An 18,976-nucleotide genomic window follows, 5' to 3' on the forward strand; every position below is an offset into this window, starting at 1 on the left:
CATGAACATCCTGATCACGGGCGCGACCGGCGGCATCGGCGCGGCGCTGGCCAGGCACTATGCCGTGCCCGGCAATACCCTGCTGCTGCACGGGCGCCGCCGCCCGCAGCTGGACGCGCTGGCGGCCGAGTGCCAGGCCCGCGGGGCCGTGGCCCTGGCGGCGTGCTTCGACCTGCGCGAGGAAGCCCAGCTGCGCGACTGGATCGCGCAGGCCGAGCTGCTGCACCCCCTGGACCTGGTCATCGTCAACGCCGGGCTGAACACCGATACGGGGCCGGCGCGCCAGGGCGAGTCCTGGCAGGCGTCGCGCGCGGTGATCGAAGTCAATGTGCTGGCCGCCATGGCCACCGTCGATGCGGTGCTGCCGGCCATGCGCAAGCGCGGGCAAGGGCAGGTGGCCCTGGTCAGTTCGCTGGCCGCGTATTTCGGCTTGCCCGTCACGCCCAGCTATTGCGCCAGCAAGGCGGCGCTCAAGAGGCCTATGGCGAAGCCATGCGGGGCTGGCTGGCGCCGCAGGGCGTGCGCCTGAGCGTGGTGATGCCCGGCTATGTGGATTCGCCCATGATGCGGGCCATGCCCGGGCCCAAGCCCTTCCGGCTTACGCCCGAGCAGGCGGCCGCGCGCATCGACCGGGGCCTGCGCGCCAACCGGGCGCGCATCAGCTTTCCGTTTCCCCTGAACTTCGGCACCTGGTGGCTGGCGGTGCTGCCCGCGGCGCTGTCGGCCTGGATCGTCAGGCGGCTGGGCTACGGCTGAGGCCGCGCGCCGATGCCGGCGCGCGTGTCCGGTGGGCCGGCGCCGGGTGGGCCGTGGGTCGGCCCTGGGGCGGTCCCGCCCGCTTCAGTCCTGGCGGCCCAGCCGGGCCGGGTCGCCGGCCTTGAGCGTGCCGACCTTGCGCCACGGGTTCTTGCGGGCCCCCAGTTTTTCCATCGCGTCCTTCACGCGCCAGTACAGGCCGATGGTGCGCCCGCGTATGCCCGGCAGCGCGCCCAGTTCCAGCCCGGTCCAGGGCAGGAAGGGATTGCGCCGGCCATAGCCCCAGATCTCCACGCGCGTGCTGGGCCGCACGCTGGGCCCGCGCGCATGAAAGCCCACCGTGTCGGCCACCACCAGCGTGTTCTTCCTGACCGCGAACACGCGCGGCGGGCCATAGCCCAGGGCGGCCAGCTCGTGTTCGTCCACGCGCAGCGAGCCGCGCGCGCTCATGCGGTCCAGCCCGGCGGCCTCCAGCGAGCGGGCCTTCTCCCAGCACAGCCGCTCGGGCGTGAGCCGGTGCGAGCCGGGCACATAGGTGAACGGCCCCTCGTCCTCGGCCACGTCGGTCAGGAACAGCCAGGCCTTGACGCTGGCGTGGAAGGTGTCGGCATGCAGGCGCGTCTGCGGATCGGGGTCGTCCTGGCGCACGTGCGACAGGATGGTTTGCACATAGCACAGCGGCTGCAGCTTGAACGAGCCCACGTAGCGCAGCAGGCCGAGCCAGGCGGGGTCGCCTTGCAGCATCTCGCGCGCCGGCAGGGCGGTTTGCAGCAGTTCGGCGCGCAGCGCCTCGAACTGCCCGGGCGGCAGGAAGTCGGTCTTGATGACGTAGCCGTTGGCGTCGAAGGCGGCGCGGTCGGCCTCGCTGACCAGGTGGGCCAGGCGCCGCCGGCGGCTGGCGGCCAACCGGTGCGCCAGCCGCACGCGCGCGGCGTGCAGCCCGGCGCGGTTGAGCAGGCGGCTGCCGATCAGGGGGTTGTCCTGGAACGATTTTGCGCCGGTGGCCAGCTGGACGATCCACCAGGGCAGCTTGAGCCAGCGTATGAGTTTGGACATGGCGGAGGACAAAACGGTTAGCGCAGGGCGTTGCCGCCTTATGATAGCGAGTGTTTGAAATCCGCCTGCCGTCATGAAGCCGCATCGGCCGGCCCGGGCTTTTGCGATTCGGATGATGGTCAATGTAACTGAGACTGGATATGCGCCTGCTGCACTATCTTGAAATCCAGAACTTCAAGCGATTCGGAGCCCGACAGCGTATCGAGTTGGGTCATCCGGCCGTTCTTATCGGCCCTAACAACTGCGGCAAAACCAGTGCGATACAGGCCTTGGCGCTCTGGTCTCAAGCGGTGCGCACCTGGTATGAAGTACGCAAGGAGTCCGCGGCCAAGGAGCGGACGGCGACATCTTTGAACCGCTTGGGCATTGTGGCCGTGCCGGTGCAGCGTACTCGCTTTTTCTGGAACAATGCCCAGGTCAGGAAGGGGAACAAGGATATTCCCCTGGTCATAACGGTGGGGGTCGAATACCAGGGCCGGGCGCGGGCATTGTCTATGCGGTTCCGCAACCAGGGCGATGAGCTCGTTTATTGCTCGCCGGATCCGGACGTAATGGGGGATTTGGAGTTCATCGGCTACGCGGCAACCTTGCGGGTGGAGCTCCTGTATCCGATGTCGGGGCTGGATTCGGAGGAGCCCATTCTCCAGCCGGGCCGCATCGACGTGCTGCTAGGCCAGGGAAGGACAGCGCATGTCTTGCGCAACCTATGCCTGGGCGTTGCAAGGAATTCGTCCCAGGACTGGCGCCGGATCGTTACGCTGATGCGCCGCTTGTTCGACATCGAACTCGATGAACCGAAGGAGACTTCCCGCGGCAGCATTACCTTGGCGTATCAGCAGCCAGGGGTGCGGGAAGCGTTGGATATTTCCTCCGCGGGCCGCGGGATGCAGCAGATGCTGCTGGTGTTCGCTTATCTTTATTCGCACAAGGGCAGCGTCCTGCTCGTCGATGAACCGGACGCCCATCTGGAGATACTGCGGCAAAAGCAGGTTTATGTCCTGTTGCGGGATATTGCCACGGATAACGGATCGCAGGTCGTGATCGTGACGCACTCGGAGGTGATACTCGACGAGGCATTGGACAACAACCTGACGCTGCTGCTGGAAGGGCAGGCCGATAACCTGGCCAAGCGGCAGGACATCCGCAATAGTCTCAAGCATTTCGGCGCCGAGCACTACGTGAAGGCGCGTGAGCGAGGCTATGTTCTGTATGTCGAGGGCGGCACCGACATCGACATGCTAAGGGCGTTGGCCGAGCGCCTTGACCACAAGGCCGCACGCATCTGGGATGAGCGTATCAATAGCTTTTACGTACAGAACAATTATCCTGCGCAAGATGCGATAGCCGAGCTCGACAGGGTCGAAGGAGGGTTCGGCGTGACGCCGAAGGATCATTTCAATGGCTTGCGCGGGTTGTTGCCGGATCTCCAGGGCCTGGCCATTCTGGACAATGACGGTCAGTCCCGGAAGGAAAGCGACGAAGGAGCCTTGGTCATCCGCTATTGGCGTCGCTACGAACTGGAGAACTATTTCATCACGCCGGAGCTGCTGCGCTCTTATGCGATGAGCCAGTATCCGTCCGACGATCTGTTCACACAGTCGACATATGCTGCCATCGACGACATTCTGTCGTCCCTGGTCCTGCATGAGGTGTTCGATGGCAACCAGGACGACTACGCGGCGTGGCGGAACTCGCCCCAGGAAGCCGCCAGGCTGATCTGGGAGGCAAAAACGGAAAGGCGCAAGTTGAGCGTGCTGGCCGAAGAGTTCTTTCGCCGGCTTGCCAGCCAGTTGGGGACGCCGATTTTGCTGCGCAAGGGGGAATTGCACCGGCTGATACCGTTGGCGCAATTGTCCAGTACGGCGGAAAGCGAGATTCGCAGCAAGCTGGATCTATTGCAAGGCATATTCGAGAAGGCGTTGGTACATGGCGAACAGGTGCTTGCCCAGGTCACTGAGGCTGAAGCGCGATTTCCCCGCGATGATTGACTGGGAACGTTTTATTGACTGATATGGCGTCCTTCTGGCTGGCCACGGGCCTGCCGCTGTCCGTGGCCGTGCTGCTGCCCATGGCGCTGGAGACGGCCCTGCGGCCCGCGCCGGCCGCGCCGTGGCGCCGTCCGCCGCAGGCGCTGCTGCTGCATGCCGGCTTGTGGGTGCTGGCCTATGCCGTGCTGCTGCTGGCGCTGCGCCGGCCCTGGTTCGCCTGCGTGCTGGCCGGCGGGCTGGCGGTGCTGCTGACGCTGGTCAACAACGCCAAGCACCGGGCCCTGCGCGAGGCCTTCATCTGCCAGGATTTCGAGTATTTCACCGACATGCTGCGCCATCCGCGCCTGTACCTGCCCTTCTTCGGCCTGTGGCGGGCGGCGGCAGGGCTGGCGCTGTTCGTGCTGGCCATGGCCGCGGGGCTGCTGCTCGAGCCGCCGTGGACGGCGGCCGGCCCGGCCCGGGCCTTCTGGCTGGGCGCGGCCGGCTGGGCCGGCCTGGGGCTGGCCTTGCTGGCGCTGGGCAGCCGCCGGCCCCTGGCCCTGGCTTTCGAGCCGGACGCGGACGTGCGGCAGGCGGGGTTTTACGCCGCGCTATGGGCCTATGGCTGGGCCGAGATGCGCCCGCCCGCGCAGGGCTGGCCGCTGACGCGCTGGACGCAGGCCCAGGCTGGCGCGCTGCCCGCGGCGCCCGCGCCGCAGCCCGACCTGGTCGTGGTGCAAAGCGAGTCCTTTTTCGACGCGCGCCGCCTGCATGCGGGCATCAAGCCCGGGGTGCTGGCCCAGTTCGATGCCTTGCGCGGCCAGGCGCTGTGCCATGGCAGGCTGCGCGTGCCAAGCTGGGGCGCCAATACCGTGCGCACCGAATTCGCCTTCTTGTCCGGGCTGGACGAGCCGGCGCTGGGCGTGCACCGCTTCAATCCCTATCGCAAGCTGGCGCGCATGGGGATCGTCACCCTGGCCGCGCATCTGCGCGCGCAGGGCTACCGCACGGTCTGCGTGCATCCCTATCCGGCCGCTTTCTACCGGCGCGCGCGCAGCTATCCCTGGCTGGGCTTTGACGAGTTCCTGGACATCCGCGCTTTCGCCGATGCGGCCGCGCCGGGCGGGCCGGGGCCCTACGTGCCGGACGTGGCCGTGGCGCAGCGCGTGCGGGAACTGTTGCGGCGCACCGGCCGGGACGAGGGCGGGCAAGCGCTGTTCGTGTTCGTCATCACCATGGAAAACCATGGCCCGCTGCACCTGGAGCGCATGGCGCCGGCCGAGCAGGCGGGCCTGTACGACATGCCGCCGCCGGCCGGCTGCGGCGAACTGGGCATCTACCTGCGCCACCTGCGCAATGCCGACCGGATGCTGGCGATGCTCAGGCAGGCCCTGGCCGAGTCGGCCCGGCCGGGCGTGCTGGCGTTTTATGGCGACCACGTGCCGATCATGCCGCAGGTCTATGCGGCGCTGGGCGAGCCCGATGGCCGGACGGACTACCTGGTGTGGCGCACCCCCGGGCCGGCCGGGGCGGCGGCGCCTGCCGCGCCGCCCGAGTCCGCCGCACCCGCGCAGTCCTCCGAACCGGTGGAGCTGCCCGCCTGGGCGCTGGGCGAGCGGATCGTGGCGGCGTTGTCGCCAGGGCAGGCGCACACCCCGCTTTCGCCCGCGCCGGCCGGCGGGCCTGCCCCGGGCCTGTCGCTGCGCTACCCGCTGCCCGCCGGGCAAGGGCCTGCCCAGGCCGCGTTGATGCGGCTGGTGGCCTCGGGCCGTTCCTTCCTGTTCGGCCGCGGCCCGTTGCGCCAGCGCCTGCTGGGGCCGCGCCTGGACCGGGGGCGCATCGTGGCCGCCTATCGCGATGGCGTGCCGGTGGGCTTTTTGTCTTTTTCCACGCCGGGGCGCGGGCCTTACAGCCTGGCGTGGCGCGACTTTGCGCAGGTGTTCGGCGCGATGGCGGGCACGGCGCGCTATGCGGCTTTTTGCCTGATCAGCCGGCGCGAGCGCCGCTACCGCTTTTACGTGTACAGCCTGCGCGTGGCGCCCGAGGCGCGCCGCCAGGGGGTGGGTGCGGCGCTGCTGGCCGAGGCCGAGCGCCAGGCCCGCCTGTTGGGAGCCAGCGCCGTCGATGCCGAGGTCTTCGCCAGCAACGAACGGTCCATGGGGCTGTTCGCCAGCCAGGGCTACCGTCCGGTCCGGCGCATCGCGCTATGGGGCCTGGGCCGGTGGCTGCCGGCGGCCTCGATGGTGTGGCTGCGCAAGACGCTCTAGGGCGCGGTATGTGGCATGCCGCGCCGCCGCTCAGCCGCCGGGGGCTTTCTGCTGCAGGTCCTCGCCGCCCAGCCGGCCTGCCTCCGCCCGGACCTGGTCGGCATGGGCGGCGCTGTCGCATTGCACGTACACCATCACGGGACCGTCGATGCGGGGATTGGCGTATTGCTCGGCATAGTCGCCGCTTTGCTTGCCGTCGTGCCGCTTGCTGCCCGAGCAAAACGACGTCAACGGCGCCTACATGCTCGAGGGCAAGATGATCGACGGGCCCTTCATCGACCGGGCGCGGGCCATCCTGGCGCGGGCCGCTTCCTGAACGAACCGACGGCCGGCGGCGCCGGCCCGACCGAACCCGGGTTTTTCCGGCGACACCTTTCTGGCGACACCTATGAGCAGCGACTATCCCCTGTCAGGCATCAAAGTGCTGGACCTGAGCGCCTACATTGCCGGCCCGTACGGATGCAATCTCCTGGCCGACATGGGCGCCGAGGTCGTCAAGATCGAGTCTCCCGAGGGCGACAACCTGCGCAAGTATCCGTCCACGCTGCCCGGCGAGAGCCGGGCCTTCCTGGGCGTGAACCGGGGCAAGCACGGCATGTGCCTGGACCTGAAAAGCGAGCGGGGCTACGACGTCTTCATGCGGCTGGCCCGGCAGGCCGACGTGGTGGTCCACAATTTCCGGCCCTCGGTGCCGCCCCGGCTGCGCATCGACTACGACACCTTGCGCGCGGCCAACCCGCGGCTGGTCTATTGCTCCTTGACCGGCTACGGCCAAAGCGGGCCGCTGGCCAACCGGGCCGGCTACGACCAGGTGCTGCAGGCAAGGACCGGAATCTGCGCATCGCAGGGCACGGCGCAGGATCCGCAGATCGTCTATGGATCGGTGGTGGATTACTACGGCGCGGCCATGCTGGCCAACGGCGTGACCGCGGCGCTGCTGCAACGCGAAAGAACCGGCCAGGGCCAGCACGTATGCGTGTCGCTGCTGAGCAGCGCCCTGGCCATGCAGGCGGCCCGGCTGGTGGTGGCCGATGGCGAGCCGCGCGACATCAACCGCGACATGCGCTCGGGCGGCGTTACCGGCATACATCCCACGCGCCAGGGGCATTTGTACATATCGGCCAACACGCCGCATTTCTGGCGCTCGCTGTGCCAGCTGGCGGGCCTGCCGGAACTGGCCGAGGACGAGCGCTACGACACCGTCAAGAAGCGGGCCGCCCGCGTGGACGAGCTGGTTCCTGTGCTGCGTTCGGCCTTGCAGGCCAAGAGCGCCGAAGAATGGGAAAGGCTGTTCGGCGACCAGGTGCCGTGCTCGGTGGTGCGCAAGGTCGAGGATGTGTTCGAGGATGCGCAGGTGCAAGAGCAAGGGCTGGTCGGCGAGCACGAGCATCCCGCCATCGGCCGCTACCGCACCATCGCCAACCCCATTTCCTTCGGCTTGCCGGGCGCGCCGCGGCGGCTGCGCAGCGCGCCGGCCCTGGGCCAGCATACGCGCGAGCTGATGCGCGAGCTGGGGTATTCGCAGGCCGAGATTGCCGATGCCATCGCCCAACGGGGGGTCTTCGGCTAGCGCTGTATCCGCCGCTTTCCGTTCCCCGGGCCGGAAGGCTTTTCCAGTTTCCAGTTGTTGGCTCAACCTCGCAAGGAGGCCGTTATGTCCAAACGCGAAGCTTTGAAGATCCTTTCCTGCCTGGCCCTGTCCGGCGCCGCGGCGACGCTGGCGGCGGCCAGCCCGGCCGCGGCGGCGCAATGGCCCGAACGGCCTGTCCGCCTGGTCGTCCCGTTCGCGCCGGGCGGCAGCAACGACGTCATCGCCCGCAAGCTGGCCGACAGCATCAGCAAGAGCACGGGCCGCACTTTTGTCATCGAGAACAAGGCCGGCGCCGGCGGCGTGGTGGGTTCGGGCTATGTGGCCTCGTCCGCGCCCGACGGCTATACCTTCCTGTTCATCTCGGGTTCGCTGGCGACCTCGGCCGCGGTCCAGAAAACGCCCTATGACGCCCGGACCGCCTTCGACGCGGTGTCGCAGGTGGCCAGCGCCCCGTTCGTGGTCATCACCCGCGAGGGCTTTCCGGCCAAGGACATGCGCGGCCTGCTGGAGTACGCCCGGAACAACCCAGGCATGATCAATTTCGGCAGCGCCGGCCTGGGCGACAGCTCGCAGATGGCCACCGAGCTGCTTGCCAACAAGGCAGGCGTGAAAATGCAGACGGTGGGCTACAAGGGCATCTCGCCCGCGCAGATGGACCTGGTGGCCGGCCGCCTGGACATGATCATCACCACCATGGCCTCGATTCGCGGCACCCCGACCGACAAGCTGCCCAAGCTGGCCTTTACCGGCGCGCAGCGCGAGCCCGACTTCCCCGACATCCCGACGGTAAAAGAGGCGACCGGCCTGGACTACGACGTCAACGTCTGGTGGGGCGTGTTCGGTCCCAAGGGCGTGGATCCCGTCGCCCGCGACACGCTCAACGCCGAAATCCGCAAGGCCATTTCGACCGAGGAATTCGCCGCATTCCTGGAGGCCGTCGGCGCGCGCCCGCAGCCGTCTTCGCCCGAGGCGCTGCAAAAGCTGCTGGAGTCGGACCTGGACCAGTGGACGGAAACCGCCAAGGCCGCGGGCATCCGTGTCGAGTAATGTAGACGGCCGGGTCCGCCGGCCATTCCTGGAGCATCCATGAACCAAGCCCCCGGCGCTGGCGCGCAAGACGAACAAGAGGCAGCCGGGCGGGTCGTCGCGCAGTACCTGGCCCTCAGTACCCAGCGCCTGCACGACGTGCCTTCCCGCACCGATCCGGCCATCCTGGCCGCCGAGCAGGAGCGGCTGAACTCGGCCGTGCGCGCCAGCGCCGGCGCGCTCAGCCCTTACGCGCAGCCGGCCGACTACCCGCGCGCGCTGCTCCAGCTGCGCGACCGGGACGGGCCGGCCGGCTCCGCCGTGCCGGCGCCATCGGCCAACGGGAAGGCCGGGGCGGGCGCGCACCTTACGCTGGCGCAGGCCGCCCGCAAGCTGGACAGCGGCGAGCTCAGCGCCGAGCAGCTGGCGGCCCAGGCCCTGGCCCGGGCCGCCCAGTGCCAGCCCACGCTCAACGCCTTCATCGAGATCTGGGCGGACAAGGCCATGGCGCAGGCCCGGGCCGCCGATGCGCAGCGTGCGCGCGGCAAGGTGCGCGGCCCCTTGCATGGCATTCCGCTGGCCCACAAGGACTGCTTCGAGATCCTGGGCCACGCCGCGACCATCGGATCGAAGGCCCGCCCGCCCGTGCCGGCCACCGCCAATGCGCGGGCCATCGAATTGCTGGACGAGGCGGGCGCGGTTACGTTGGGCGTGCTGAACCTGAACGAGATGGTGGCCGGCCCCACCGGGCAGAATCCCGTCTTTGGCGATTGCTGCAACGCCCTGGATCCTGCCCGCATCGCGGGCGGCTCGTCCAGCGGGTCCGGCGCGGCCGTGGCCTCGGGAGCCGTCTTCGCGTCCCTGGGCAGCGATACCGGCGGCTCGATACGCCTGCCGGCATCGGTGCACGGCCTGTTCGGCCTCAAGCCCACCTATGGCCGCATCTCGCGCAGCGGCTGTTTTCCACGGGCGTTCTCGCTCGATTGCGCCGGCCCGCTGGCGCGCACCGCCGAAGACTGCGCGATCGTGCTGCAGGCGGTGGCCGGCCCCGATCCGCAGGATCCCTCGTCGCTGGATGCCGCCGTGCCGCCCTATCCCGCGCTGCTGGACGTGGCCGCCGAGAAAAGCCGCCTGGCGGTGCTGGCGCTGTCGGGCAAGGATGCCTGCAGCCCCGAGATCGCCGCCGTTTTTGCCGCCTTCGTCGAGCGCGCCGAGCGCCTGTTCGGCACCGCGCGCGAAGTGGGCTTTGCGCAGCTGTCGGCCTGCTACGCCATGGGCGACATCATCTCCAAGGTCGAGGCCGCCACGCTGCATGGTCAATGGATGCGCGCCAATCCGCAGGCCTATTCCCAGGCGGTGTATTCGCGCACGGAGCCCGGGCTGCATGTGCCCGCGGTGCGCTACCTGGAAGCGACGATGGCCCGCGCCCGCATCCTGCGCGAGTTCCTGGCCGGGCCGATGTCGGACGCCGACATCCTGCTGTGCCCGACCCTGCCGGTTCCGGTGCCGCTGCGCGCCGATGCCGACATGGAGAAAAAGGGCAGCGTCTTTGGCGTGGTCACGGAAATCACCCGCTTGACGCGGCCCTTCAGCTACCTGGGGCTGCCGGTGCTGACCATGCCCATCGGCGTGGACGGCAACGGCATGCCGGTAGGCGCCCAGCTGATCGGCAGGCCGCTGGCCGAGGCGCGGCTGCTGTCGTTCGCCCACCAGATGTCGCAAGCCTGAGCGGCCTTGCGGCAATGACCGACCTCATGCAATGAACAGGCGGACTCGAACATGAAACCTTGGGAACAATACCTGGACGAGGCCGACCGCGCCGTGCTGCGGCGCGGGCGCTTTGCCCGCCGCATGGGCTACGGCGGCCGGCCCGCGGTGGTGGTCATCGATGCGCAGCGCTACATGGTCGGCGAAGAGGGCGATGACGCAAGCTGGCCTTCGAGCTGCGGCGCCGCGGGCCGCGCGGCCCTGGCCCAGATCCAGCGCGTGGTGGCGCAGGCGCAGCAAAGCGGGATTCCGTGCTTTTTCACGCTATTCGAGCTGGACCCTGGCGGCAGCGACATCGGCGTATACGGCCGCAAGCGCGACCTGCTGGACAGCCCGCACTGGTGCCTGGCGGGTACGCCGGGCGCGCAGCTGGCCCCGCAGCTCGTGCCGGGCGAGCGGGATATCGTGTTCGTCAAGAAAAAGCCCAGCGGCTTTCATGGCACGCCCTTGCTGGGCTATCTGGTCGAGCGCCGCATCGACACCGTGATCGTGGTGGGCGGGGCCACCAGCAATTGCATACGCGCCACCGTGTTCGATTCCTCGTCCTACAACTTCCGCACCATCGTCCCGCAGGAAGCGGTCTTCGACCGCATCGCGATCTCGCACGCCATCAGCCTGTTCGACATGGACAGGCAGTTCGCCGACGTCGTGCCGGTCGAGGCGTTGCTGGACTACATGGGGAAAGTCGCCGTCGACCCTGGCTGCACATGACGCCATGGCGCACAGCAATGGCCGGATGATCTTGCCGACTGAGCCGGATCTGCGGGTGGATGGTCGGGGAGATTACCCTTCCATCTTCATGTTCATCGTCAACTTCCTCGATTATGACGTGAGCAGGATTTCACTGGGTCAATACACATGGCGGGACGACCGGCCCAAGACAGGCGGCTCGGAGGTGTGAGCTTGAATGTGATGGTCAGACTGTCGAGCTGGATGGTGCGCCGGCGTGCGTCGGTATGGATGGTGACATGTGCGGGCACCGCGTCCGTCAGGCCCAGGTCGTTGGCAGCGGTCATGCCATCGACCAGTAGGCGCAGTTGGTCGCGGCGTGCGATCGTATCCACCAGGGCGCGGTAGTCCGGGGCCGCTGTCTTCTCGGTCAGGCTGTTCACCCTGGGCCGGTCGTACAGGCCGCGGTCGATGCGGCGAAGCTGGCCAGCCGCGACCAAGCGTTGGAGCGCCTTGTCCACGGCATCACGACCACCAAGGTGAGAAAAATCGGCCGGCACCGACACTCGACCGGGAGCGGCCGCGTCGATGTGGGCCTGAGTTGGGCTTTGATATCGTTCATAGGGCACTCCTGTCCGATATTTGTATATGTTTTTCGGACGGAGGAGCTAGGGCGTACGAGGGCCAGAGCAACGCTTGCACAGCAAGATGGACAAGTAGGGAAAGTGATGAACAGGGCTGTGCAGACTGGATGAGCTTATGCAGATCCGCTTGAGGGTGTAATTCAATTGAATTACAATCATGATGTCTCAAGCCTATCTCGCAGGAGGCTCGCCATGTCCGCCAGTGCATTGGTTCAAACCCGCATCGACCCCGTTCTGAAAGAGCGGGCCACGGAAGTGCTCAACAACATGGGCCTCACAGTGTCGGATGCTGTGCGTATTCTATTGACCCGTGTGGCCAATGAAGGGGCGCTGCCGTTCAACTTTGCCGTTGATCCGGCGGTGCACGACGCTTGGTTCCGCGCCAAGGTTCAAGAGGCCTTGAGCGACCCGCGTCCTGCCGTGTCCAACGAAGAGGTCTCTGCCCATTTCGCCAAACGCCGCGCCGCCGCCATGCGCAAAGCCGAGGGCAAGGCGTGAAGGTCGAGTGGTCGGCGTTTGCGATGGAAGACCGGGACAGGATTTTCGATTACATCGAATCGGAAAGCCCCAAAGCAGCGGTATTGGTTGACAGCCGTATCGAAGAACAGGTCAATCGGCTTGCACAGTACCCGGAGTTCGGCCGGCCTGGCCGAGTTGAGGACACCCGCGAACTGGTCATCGGTCAGACGCCCTATATCGCGCCTTATCGCATCTATGGGGATGTCGTGCGCATCCTGCGCGTGCTGCATGGGGCGCAACAATGGCCGGATGATTTTGGTGATTGAATAGCACCCCAAAGTTGAGCCCCACGCATCGCATCATTGGCGGGATGGTACACCTGGGCCGGGCCTGCCCCACGAGCGCAAAGGCCGCGTGCGCTTTCATGTCATGGCCGCCAAGGTGTTCCGGGGAGAGTAGCTGCGCGACCCGAACCACCATCGGCGGTAGCCCTTGCCCGAGGGGGAAATCACGCGCTGAAAAAGGTGAGGTCCCGTCGAAACAAGTCAATGGCATGAGGGCTTCATGCAACTCTGCGCCGACAAGGCTCATCCTACGCCGGCTCCAGCTACTCAACCTGCTAGCCATGTGCCTAGAGGTGTTGCCGTGTTGCGTTTTTTATCAAGAACCATCCAAAGAGGCTTTTCGTGACCCTGCAGATCTCCCCAGACAATGCGTCTGTATAGACCCAAGTACTCCCATGACGCCCACGTATCATCATGGGCCTCCACGGTCTTCACGGTCAGTTTCATAGCGCACCCCCAAGAGTTCCTCGGAATTCGGGGGATAGGCTAGGGTACTGTCCCAGGATAAAAAAGCCTGGGATTCGGCGGAATCCGATGAGACAGTATGGGAGAGGAATTTGACGCAAGCCCTTGATTTCGCGGTGGAAATGGGACTTGGTGAGATCGTGCGGGACAGGCGAATGGTGGCCTGGGGCGGAATCGAACCACCGACACGCGGATTTTCAATCCGCTGCTCTACCAACTGAGCTACCAGGCCACGAAAGAGCGAGACTATACACTAAAAACTTCGCCCTTGCATAGCGTTGGCGCCACACTTGGGGCCCGATCCGGGGCAAAGGCCGCGCCAAGGGTCTATAATCCTCTGTTGTCTCCTGTTACCGCGTGATGACAGTGCGCAGTTGCGCCGCTGCCTCGCGCCCTGGCCGTCTTGCCCAGATGTCCGTCGACGTCCTTACCTTCGGCTTGAACCACGTCTCCGCGCCGGTGTCCGTGCGCGAGCGCGTGTCCATGCCCGTCGAGCTGCTCAAGCCGGCGCTGGCCGGGCTGCGCTCGGCCTTTGGCGGCGCGGTGCGCGAAGCGGCCATCCTGTCCACCTGTAATCGCACCGAGGTCTACTGTGCGGCCGACCGCGCGGTGGCCGACCAGTTGCCTGCGTGGCTGGCCGATTTCCATAGCGTGGCGGCCGGCGAGCTGCAGCCCCACCTGTATCGCCACGATCGCGACGACGCGGTGCGCCACGCCTTCCGCGTGGCCAGCGGGCTCGATTCCATGGTGCTGGGCGAGCCGCAGATCCTGGGGCAGATGAAGGACGCCGTGCGCACGGCCGGCGAGGCCGGCTCGCTGGGCACCTTGCTGCACCAGCTGTTCCAGCGCACCTTCTCGGTGGCCAAGGAGGTGCGTTCGCAGACCGCCATCGGCGCGCACTCGGTGTCCATGGCCGCCGCGGCCGTGCGCCTGGCCGAGCGGGTGTTCGGCGACCTGGGCCAGGCGCGCACGCTGTTCATCGGCGCGGGCGAGATGATCGAGCTCTGTGCCACGCACTTCGCCGCGCGCCAGCCCCAGGCCATGGTGGTGGCCAACCGCACGCTCGAGCGCGCCGAACACCTGGCCGGCCGGTTCGCCGCCGGCACCATGCGCCTGTCGGACCTGCCCGAGCGCCTGGCCGAATTCGACGTGGTGGTGTCCTGTACAGCCAGTTCCCTGCCCATATTGGGCCTGGGCCTGGTCGAGCGCGCCACGCGGGTGCGCCGCCACCGGCCCATGGTCATGGTCGATCTGGCCGTGCCGCGCGACATCGAGCCCGAGGTCGCGCGCCTGGGCGACGTCTACCTTTACTCCGTGGACGACCTGGGCAAGCTGGTGCAAAGCGGCTCGGACGCCCGCCGCGCGGCGGTGGTGCAGGCCGAGGCCATCATCGAGGCGCGCGTGCGCCATTTCATGCACTGGATGCAGTCGCGCGCCGTGGTGCCGGTCATCCAGAACCTGCACCAGGCCGCCGCCGACATCCAGGTCGCCGAACTCGAACGGGCCCGGCGGCTGCTGGCCCGCGGCGAGTCGCCCGAGGCCGTGCTCGAGCAGCTGGCGCACGGCCTGACCCAGAAATACCTGCACGGCCCCATGGCGGCCCTGAACCAGAGCCAGGACGCCGACCGCCAGCAGCTGATCGAGCTGCTGCCCAGGTTGTTCCCCGCCAAAGACGCCCGCCGTTAGCGGCGCTTTCCTGTCCTTGCCGCCACGCGGTCTCGCCGCCGCCTTTCTTTTCCTTTTGCCTCGTCCCTTATGAAATCGTCCATGCGTTCCCGGCTGGAGCAGCTGTCCCGCCGACTGATCGAAATCGACGCTATGCTGGCCGATCCGGACGCGGCCAGCGACATGGAGCGGTTTCGCAAGCTCTCGCGCGAACGGGCCGAGGTCGAGCCGGTGGCGCGGGCCTTTGCCGCCTTCACGCAGGCCGAGCAGGACCTGGAGACGGCGCAGCAGATGCTGTCCGATCCCGAGATGAAGGCGCTGGCGCAGGAAGAGATCGAGACGGCCAGGGCCGCCATCGAGAGGCTGGAGGCCGAGCTGCAGGTGCTGCTGCTGCCGCGCGATCCGGACGATGGACGCAGCGTTTTCCTGGAAATCCGCGCCGGCACCGGCGGCGACGAAAGCGCCCTGTTCTCGGGCGACCTGCTGCGCATGTACACCCGCTATGCCGAACGCATGGGCTGGAAGGTCGAGCTCATGTCCGAAAGCCCGTCCGAGCTGGGCGGCTACAAGGAAGTGGTGGCGCGCATCGAGGGCGAGGGCGCCTACGGCCGCTTGAAGTTCGAGTCGGGCGCGCATCGCGTGCAGCGCGTGCCGGCCACCGAGGCGCAAGGGCGTATCCACACCTCGGCCTGCACCGTGGCGGTGCTGCCCGAGGCCGATCCGGCGGTGGACATCGTCATCAACCCGGCGGACTTGCGCATCGACACCTTCCGCGCCAGCGGCGCGGGCGGCCAGCACATCAACAAGACCGATTCGGCGGTGCGGCTGACCCACCTGCCCACCGGCCTGGTGGTCGAATGCCAGGACGACCGCTCGCAGCATCGCAACCGCGAGAAGGCCATGCAGGTGCTGGCCGCGCGCCTGAAGGACCAGCAGCAGCGCGAGCGCCACGACAAGGAAGCGGCGCAGCGCAAGAGCCTGGTGGGCTCGGGCGACCGCTCCGAGCGCATCCGCACCTACAACTATCCCCAGGGCCGCCTGACCGACCACCGGATCAACCTGACGCTGTACAAGCTGCAGGCGATCCTGGAAGGCGACCTGGACGAACTGACCAGCGCCCTGCTGGCCGAACACCAGGCCGAGCAACTGGCCGCATTGGGAGAGCAAGCATGAGTCCCGCCCGCACGGCCGCCCCGGGGGCGGCGCTTCCGGCCTCGGGGAGGATGCCGCGCAGCGACAGGAGGGTAGTCCGATGACCCGCCGGCTGGGTTCCTGGCACCGTTGCACCCGCCTGGCGCGCCGCCGCGCCGCCGTGTCCGGGTGGCGTCCCGCGCGCAAGCAGCAGGACGCCGGCCAGCCCGAGGACAAGCGTCAAGAGGGCCAGGGGTGAGTGCCGGCCTGCGGCCGGCGCGGTCCTTGCCCCACGTTGCGGCCGACGGCGCGCCGCAGGCCACGGCGCGCGGGCTGATGGCCGGCTGCGGCCTGCCGCGCCTGGAGGCGCGCATGCTGCTCGAGCAGGTGCTGCAAAAGCCGCGCGCCTGGCTGCTGGCGCACGATCTGGACCCGCTGGACCCGGCGCTGGCGCGCCGCTTCGGCGAACTGGCCGCGCGCCGGCTGGCCGGCGAGCCCATGGCCTATCTGGTGGGCGAGCGCGAGTTCATGGGCCACCGCTTTGCCGTGAATCCAGACGTGCTGATCCCGCGTCCCGAAACCGAGCTGCTGGTCGAGACCGGGCTGGCGCACCTGCGGGCGCTGGCCGCTCCCAGGGTGCTGGACCTGGGCACCGGCAGCGGGGCCGTGGCCGTCTCCATCGCCCTGGCCCGGCCCGACGCGCAAGTGCTGGCCACCGATGCCAGCGCCGCGGCGCTGGCGCAGGCGCGCCTGAACGCCCAGGCCCTGGGCGCGGCCAACGTGCGCTTTGCCCTGGGGGATTGGTTCCAGGCGCTGCCGGCGCACGAGCCGCCTTTTGACCTGATCGTTTCCAATCCGCCGTACATCGCCGCCGGCGATGCGCACCTGGCCCAAGGCGACCTGCGCTTCGAGCCGCGCGCGGCGCTGACCGACCAGGCCGACGGCCTGTCGGCCCTGCGCGCCATCGTGGCCGGCGCCGGCGCGCGCCTGGCCCCCGGCGCGGCGCTGTGGCTCGAGCACGGCTGGGACCAGGGGCCGGCGGTGCGCCGGCTGCTGGCCCAGGCCGGCCTGCGCGAGCCCGCCAGCCTGCGCGACCTGGCCGGCATCGAGCGCATCTCCGGCGCAAAACTATAATTGTCCGATCTTCACGCGCATGCTCCGGCCTTCGGCCGCGGGCGTTCGCCTTACCCAGCGAGTCAAGCTATGAGCGACGTGCAAACCTTTATCCGCGAAACCGTCACCCAACATCCGGTGGTGCTGTTCATGAAGGGGTCGGCGCAATTCCCCCAGTGCGGCTTCTCCGGCCGTGCCATCCAGATCCTCAAGAGCTGTGGCGTGCGCAAGCTGATCACGGTCAATGTGCTCGAGGACGAGGAGGTGCGCGCGGGCATCAAGGAGTTCTCCAACTGGCCGACCATTCCGCAGCTCTACGTCAAGGGCGAATTCGTCGGCGGCTCGGACATCATGGCCGAGATGAACGAAAGCGGCGAACTCAAGAAGCTGCTGGACGAATCCGGGGCCACGCAGTGACGCAGGCGCGCCGGCGGCTGGTCGTCGGCGTCACCGGCGCCACTGGCGCCGTCTACGCGGTGCGCCTGCTGCAGGCCTTGCGCACGCGGCCCGACGTGGAAACGCACCTGGTGGTCTCCACGGCCGGGGTGCTGAACCTGCAGCATGAACTGGGGCTGTCGCGGGCCGAGGTGCACGCCATGGCCGACGTGGCGCATGGCGTGCGCGAGGTCGGCGCCACGCTGGCCAGCGGCAGCTTCAAGACCGCCGGCATGGTGGTGGCGCCGTGCTCGATGCGCACGCTGGGCGCCATTGCCCACGGCCTGGCCGACAACCTGCTGACGCGGGCGGCCGACGTGACGCTCAAGGAGCGCCGGCCGCTGGTGCTGATGGTGCGCGAGACGCCGTTCAACCTGGCGCACCTGCGCAACATGACCGCCGTCACCGAGATGGGCGGCATCATCTTCCCGCCGCTGCCGGCCTTCTATCACCAGCCCGCCAGCATCGAGCAGATGGTCGACCACACCGTGGCGCGCGTGCTGGACCTGTTCGACATCGAGGTGGATGCGCCGCGCTGGCAAGGCCTGGCCGCCACGGACCCGCAATGAAAGCCTCCAACAATTTCTTCCGCCTGGAAAACCGCCTGCAGACGCTGGCCGGCAAGGCCATTGCCGACTACCGCATGATCGACGAAGGCGACCGCATCCTGGTCTGCATGAGCGGGGGCAAGGATTCGTACACGCTGCTGTCGGTGCTGCGGGCCCTGCAAAAGCGCGCGCCGGTGCGCTTTGACCTGATCGCCATGAACCTGGACCAGAAGCAGCCCGGCTTTCCCGAGCACGTGCTGCCGGCCTATTTCGAGTCCATCGGCGTGGACTTTCGCATCGTCACGGCCGATACCTATTCCATCGTCAAGGAGAAGGTGCCCGAGGGCAAGACCACCTGCTCGCTGTGCTCGCGCCTGCGCCGCGGCGTGATCTACCGCACCGCCAAGGAGCTGGGCTGCAACAAGATCGCGCTGGGCCACCACCGCGACGACATCGTCGAGACCTTCTTCCTTAACATGTTCTTCGGCGGCAAGCTCAAGGGCATGCCGCCCAAGCTGGCCACCGACGACGGCCAGCACGTGGTGATCCGCCCGCTGGCCTATTGCAAGGAATCGGACATCGCCAGCTACGCGCGCGACATGCAATATCCCATCATCCCCTGCAACCTGTGCGGCTCGCAGGAGAACCTGCAGCGCCAGAAGGTCAAGGAGATGCTGCTGCAATGGGAGCGCGAGACGCCTGGCCGCGTGGACAACGTGTTCCGGGCGCTGGCCAACGTGGTGCCCTCGCACCTGGCCGATACCGCGCTGTTCGACTTCCAGGGCCTGGCCACCGACCTGGGCAGGATCGACGAGGCCTCGCTGTTCGGCCGCGCCTCGCATCCGCAGGATCCGCTGACCTTCTCGCACGCCAGCGAGAACCGCATCGAATTCGTGCGCCCGGCCGCGCGCAACGAGTCCCTGGCCGCAAGCTGAGGTTCGCCGGTGGCCGTGTCCCCGCCGCGCGGGTACGGCCACGGGCTTGCGCGTTTTCCCCATACGTATTTTTGTACGTGGCTGCACGTATGGACGTACGGGAGGGCTGCATTCCACACTGGAAAAAAGAGAATTTCC

18 protein-coding genes, 1 tRNA gene and 1 pseudogene are annotated in these 18,976 nt (G+C 67.8%); 16 read left to right on the plus strand and 4 right to left on the minus strand.

The window, feature by feature from the left end; all coding sequences use genetic code 11:
- Position 1: 1 nt before the first annotated feature.
- Positions 2 to 756 (plus strand): annotated as a pseudogene (locus V8Z80_RS07220) (SDR family NAD(P)-dependent oxidoreductase).
- A gap of 84 nt (positions 757 to 840) precedes the next feature.
- Here V8Z80_RS07220 and V8Z80_RS07225 read toward each other — a convergent pair.
- Positions 841 to 1,812 (minus strand): phytanoyl-CoA dioxygenase family protein, encoded by a 972-nt coding sequence (locus V8Z80_RS07225; RefSeq protein WP_336061523.1) that lies wholly within the window; start codon positions 1,810 to 1,812, stop codon positions 841 to 843.
- Between the two features lie 140 nt (positions 1,813 to 1,952).
- Between V8Z80_RS07225 and V8Z80_RS07230 the strand changes: the two genes are divergently transcribed.
- Both V8Z80_RS07230 and V8Z80_RS07235 read left to right on the plus strand, forming a co-directional pair.
- The gene (locus V8Z80_RS07230; protein ID WP_336061524.1) at positions 1,953 to 3,800 is read left to right on the plus strand and encodes an AAA family ATPase; all 1,848 of its coding nucleotides are present in this window, start codon (positions 1,953 to 1,955) and stop codon (positions 3,798 to 3,800) included.
- Between the two features lie 23 nt (positions 3,801 to 3,823).
- Positions 3,824 to 6,046, plus strand: coding sequence for a GNAT family N-acetyltransferase (locus tag V8Z80_RS07235; protein WP_336061589.1), 2,223 nt, complete (start codon positions 3,824 to 3,826; stop codon positions 6,044 to 6,046).
- A 30-nt stretch (positions 6,047 to 6,076) separates the two neighbouring features.
- Here V8Z80_RS07235 and V8Z80_RS07240 read toward each other — a convergent pair whose 3' ends face one another.
- The gene (locus V8Z80_RS07240; protein WP_336061525.1) at positions 6,077 to 6,277 is read right to left on the minus strand and encodes a hypothetical protein; all 201 of its coding nucleotides are present in this window, start codon (positions 6,275 to 6,277) and stop codon (positions 6,077 to 6,079) included.
- 157 nt (positions 6,278 to 6,434) lie between these two features.
- Here V8Z80_RS07240 and V8Z80_RS07245 point away from each other — a divergent pair, with 157 nt between their 5' ends.
- The 4 genes from V8Z80_RS07245 (at position 6,435) to V8Z80_RS07260 (ending at position 11,141) form a co-directional block, all read left to right on the plus strand.
- Entirely contained in the window at positions 6,435 to 7,616 is a 1,182-nt protein-coding gene (locus V8Z80_RS07245) for a CaiB/BaiF CoA transferase family protein (RefSeq protein ID WP_336061526.1), read from the plus strand.
- Between the two features lie 84 nt (positions 7,617 to 7,700).
- Positions 7,701 to 8,684 carry a Bug family tripartite tricarboxylate transporter substrate binding protein gene (locus tag V8Z80_RS07250; RefSeq protein ID WP_336061527.1) on the plus strand — a complete coding sequence of 328 codons (984 nt, stop codon included), beginning with the start codon at positions 7,701 to 7,703 and terminating at the stop codon, positions 8,682 to 8,684.
- A 39-nt stretch (positions 8,685 to 8,723) separates the two neighbouring features.
- Positions 8,724 to 10,391 (plus strand): amidase, encoded by a 1,668-nt coding sequence (locus tag V8Z80_RS07255; protein WP_336061528.1) that lies wholly within the window; start codon positions 8,724 to 8,726, stop codon positions 10,389 to 10,391.
- Positions 10,392 to 10,442: 51 nt separating this feature from the next.
- A complete protein-coding gene (locus tag V8Z80_RS07260) occupies positions 10,443 to 11,141 on the plus strand; it encodes a cysteine hydrolase family protein (protein WP_336061529.1) in 699 nt (232 codons plus the stop codon).
- Between the two features lie 98 nt (positions 11,142 to 11,239).
- Here V8Z80_RS07260 and V8Z80_RS07265 read toward each other — a convergent pair whose 3' ends face one another.
- Complete coding sequence (locus V8Z80_RS07265; protein ID WP_336061530.1) at positions 11,240 to 11,728, minus strand: DUF6088 family protein; 489 nt, start codon at positions 11,726 to 11,728, stop codon at positions 11,240 to 11,242.
- Positions 11,729 to 11,935: 207 nt separating this feature from the next.
- Here V8Z80_RS07265 and V8Z80_RS07270 point away from each other — a divergent pair, with 207 nt between their 5' ends.
- Both V8Z80_RS07270 and V8Z80_RS07275 read left to right on the plus strand, forming a co-directional pair.
- The gene (locus V8Z80_RS07270) at positions 11,936 to 12,241 is read left to right on the plus strand and encodes a type II toxin-antitoxin system RelB/DinJ family antitoxin (protein ID WP_336061531.1); all 306 of its coding nucleotides are present in this window, start codon (positions 11,936 to 11,938) and stop codon (positions 12,239 to 12,241) included.
- Complete coding sequence (locus V8Z80_RS07275; RefSeq protein ID WP_336061532.1) at positions 12,238 to 12,528, plus strand: type II toxin-antitoxin system RelE/ParE family toxin; 291 nt, start codon at positions 12,238 to 12,240, stop codon at positions 12,526 to 12,528. Before V8Z80_RS07270 ends, V8Z80_RS07275 begins: the two co-directional genes overlap by 4 nt.
- A gap of 639 nt (positions 12,529 to 13,167) precedes the next feature.
- On the opposite strand, the gene V8Z80_RS07280 is transcribed toward V8Z80_RS07275, so the two are convergent.
- Positions 13,168 to 13,243: transfer RNA gene (locus V8Z80_RS07280), tRNA-Phe, on the minus strand.
- A gap of 179 nt (positions 13,244 to 13,422) precedes the next feature.
- On the opposite strand from V8Z80_RS07280, the gene hemA reads away from it, so the two are divergent.
- From hemA to ttcA, 7 genes are all read left to right on the plus strand, one after another.
- Positions 13,423 to 14,697, plus strand: a complete 1,275-nt coding sequence (gene hemA / locus V8Z80_RS07285) for a glutamyl-tRNA reductase (RefSeq protein WP_336061533.1) — start codon at positions 13,423 to 13,425, stop codon at positions 14,695 to 14,697.
- A 69-nt stretch (positions 14,698 to 14,766) separates the two neighbouring features.
- Positions 14,767 to 15,849 carry a peptide chain release factor 1 gene (gene prfA, locus V8Z80_RS07290; RefSeq protein ID WP_155197088.1) on the plus strand — a complete coding sequence of 361 codons (1,083 nt, stop codon included), beginning with the start codon at positions 14,767 to 14,769 and terminating at the stop codon, positions 15,847 to 15,849.
- Between the two features lie 79 nt (positions 15,850 to 15,928).
- Positions 15,929 to 16,066 carry a hypothetical protein gene (locus V8Z80_RS07295; RefSeq protein ID WP_155197089.1) on the plus strand — a complete coding sequence of 46 codons (138 nt, stop codon included), beginning with the start codon at positions 15,929 to 15,931 and terminating at the stop codon, positions 16,064 to 16,066.
- A 77-nt stretch (positions 16,067 to 16,143) separates the two neighbouring features.
- The gene (gene prmC, locus V8Z80_RS07300; protein WP_336061590.1) at positions 16,144 to 16,941 is read left to right on the plus strand and encodes a peptide chain release factor N(5)-glutamine methyltransferase; all 798 of its coding nucleotides are present in this window, start codon (positions 16,144 to 16,146) and stop codon (positions 16,939 to 16,941) included.
- A gap of 69 nt (positions 16,942 to 17,010) precedes the next feature.
- Positions 17,011 to 17,337 carry a Grx4 family monothiol glutaredoxin gene (gene grxD / locus V8Z80_RS07305; protein ID WP_155197090.1) on the plus strand — a complete coding sequence of 109 codons (327 nt, stop codon included), beginning with the start codon at positions 17,011 to 17,013 and terminating at the stop codon, positions 17,335 to 17,337.
- Positions 17,334 to 17,924 (plus strand): UbiX family flavin prenyltransferase, encoded by a 591-nt coding sequence (locus tag V8Z80_RS07310; RefSeq protein WP_336061534.1) that lies wholly within the window; start codon positions 17,334 to 17,336, stop codon positions 17,922 to 17,924. Before grxD ends, V8Z80_RS07310 begins: the two co-directional genes overlap by 4 nt.
- Positions 17,921 to 18,838, plus strand: a complete 918-nt coding sequence (gene ttcA, locus V8Z80_RS07315; RefSeq protein WP_336061535.1) for a tRNA 2-thiocytidine(32) synthetase TtcA — start codon at positions 17,921 to 17,923, stop codon at positions 18,836 to 18,838. The genes V8Z80_RS07310 and ttcA overlap by 4 nt, the downstream gene beginning before the upstream one ends.
- Positions 18,839 to 18,976 lie beyond the last annotated feature (138 nt).

The sequence above is a fragment of the Orrella sp. JC864 genome, assembly GCF_037026685.1.
Lineage (GTDB): Bacteria > Pseudomonadota > Gammaproteobacteria > Burkholderiales > Burkholderiaceae_B > Orrella.

Bases quoted from the DNA above. Each gene is read 5' to 3' on its own strand.
- grxD (WP_155197090.1), top strand. From the start codon at position 17,011: ATGAGCGACGTGCAAACCTTTATCCGCGAAACCGTCACCCAACATCCG.
- ttcA (WP_336061535.1), top strand. From the start codon at position 17,921: ATGAAAGCCTCCAACAATTTCTTCCGCCTGGAAAACCGCCTGCAGACG.
- hemA (WP_336061533.1), top strand. From the start codon at position 13,423: ATGTCCGTCGACGTCCTTACCTTCGGCTTGAACCACGTCTCCGCGCCG.
- prmC (WP_336061590.1), top strand. From the start codon at position 16,144: ATGGCCGGCTGCGGCCTGCCGCGCCTGGAGGCGCGCATGCTGCTCGAG.
- V8Z80_RS07230 (WP_336061524.1), top strand. From the start codon at position 1,953: ATGCGCCTGCTGCACTATCTTGAAATCCAGAACTTCAAGCGATTCGGA.
- V8Z80_RS07235 (WP_336061589.1), top strand. From the start codon at position 3,824: ATGGCGTCCTTCTGGCTGGCCACGGGCCTGCCGCTGTCCGTGGCCGTG.
- V8Z80_RS07245 (WP_336061526.1), top strand. From the start codon at position 6,435: ATGAGCAGCGACTATCCCCTGTCAGGCATCAAAGTGCTGGACCTGAGC.
- V8Z80_RS07250 (WP_336061527.1), top strand. From the start codon at position 7,701: ATGTCCAAACGCGAAGCTTTGAAGATCCTTTCCTGCCTGGCCCTGTCC.
- V8Z80_RS07225 (WP_336061523.1), bottom strand. From the start codon at position 1,812: ATGTCCAAACTCATACGCTGGCTCAAGCTGCCCTGGTGGATCGTCCAG.
- V8Z80_RS07270 (WP_336061531.1), top strand. From the start codon at position 11,936: ATGTCCGCCAGTGCATTGGTTCAAACCCGCATCGACCCCGTTCTGAAA.
- prfA (WP_155197088.1), top strand. From the start codon at position 14,767: ATGAAATCGTCCATGCGTTCCCGGCTGGAGCAGCTGTCCCGCCGACTG.
- V8Z80_RS07260 (WP_336061529.1), top strand. From the start codon at position 10,443: ATGAAACCTTGGGAACAATACCTGGACGAGGCCGACCGCGCCGTGCTG.
- V8Z80_RS07295 (WP_155197089.1), top strand. From the start codon at position 15,929: ATGACCCGCCGGCTGGGTTCCTGGCACCGTTGCACCCGCCTGGCGCGC.
- V8Z80_RS07255 (WP_336061528.1), top strand. From the start codon at position 8,724: ATGAACCAAGCCCCCGGCGCTGGCGCGCAAGACGAACAAGAGGCAGCC.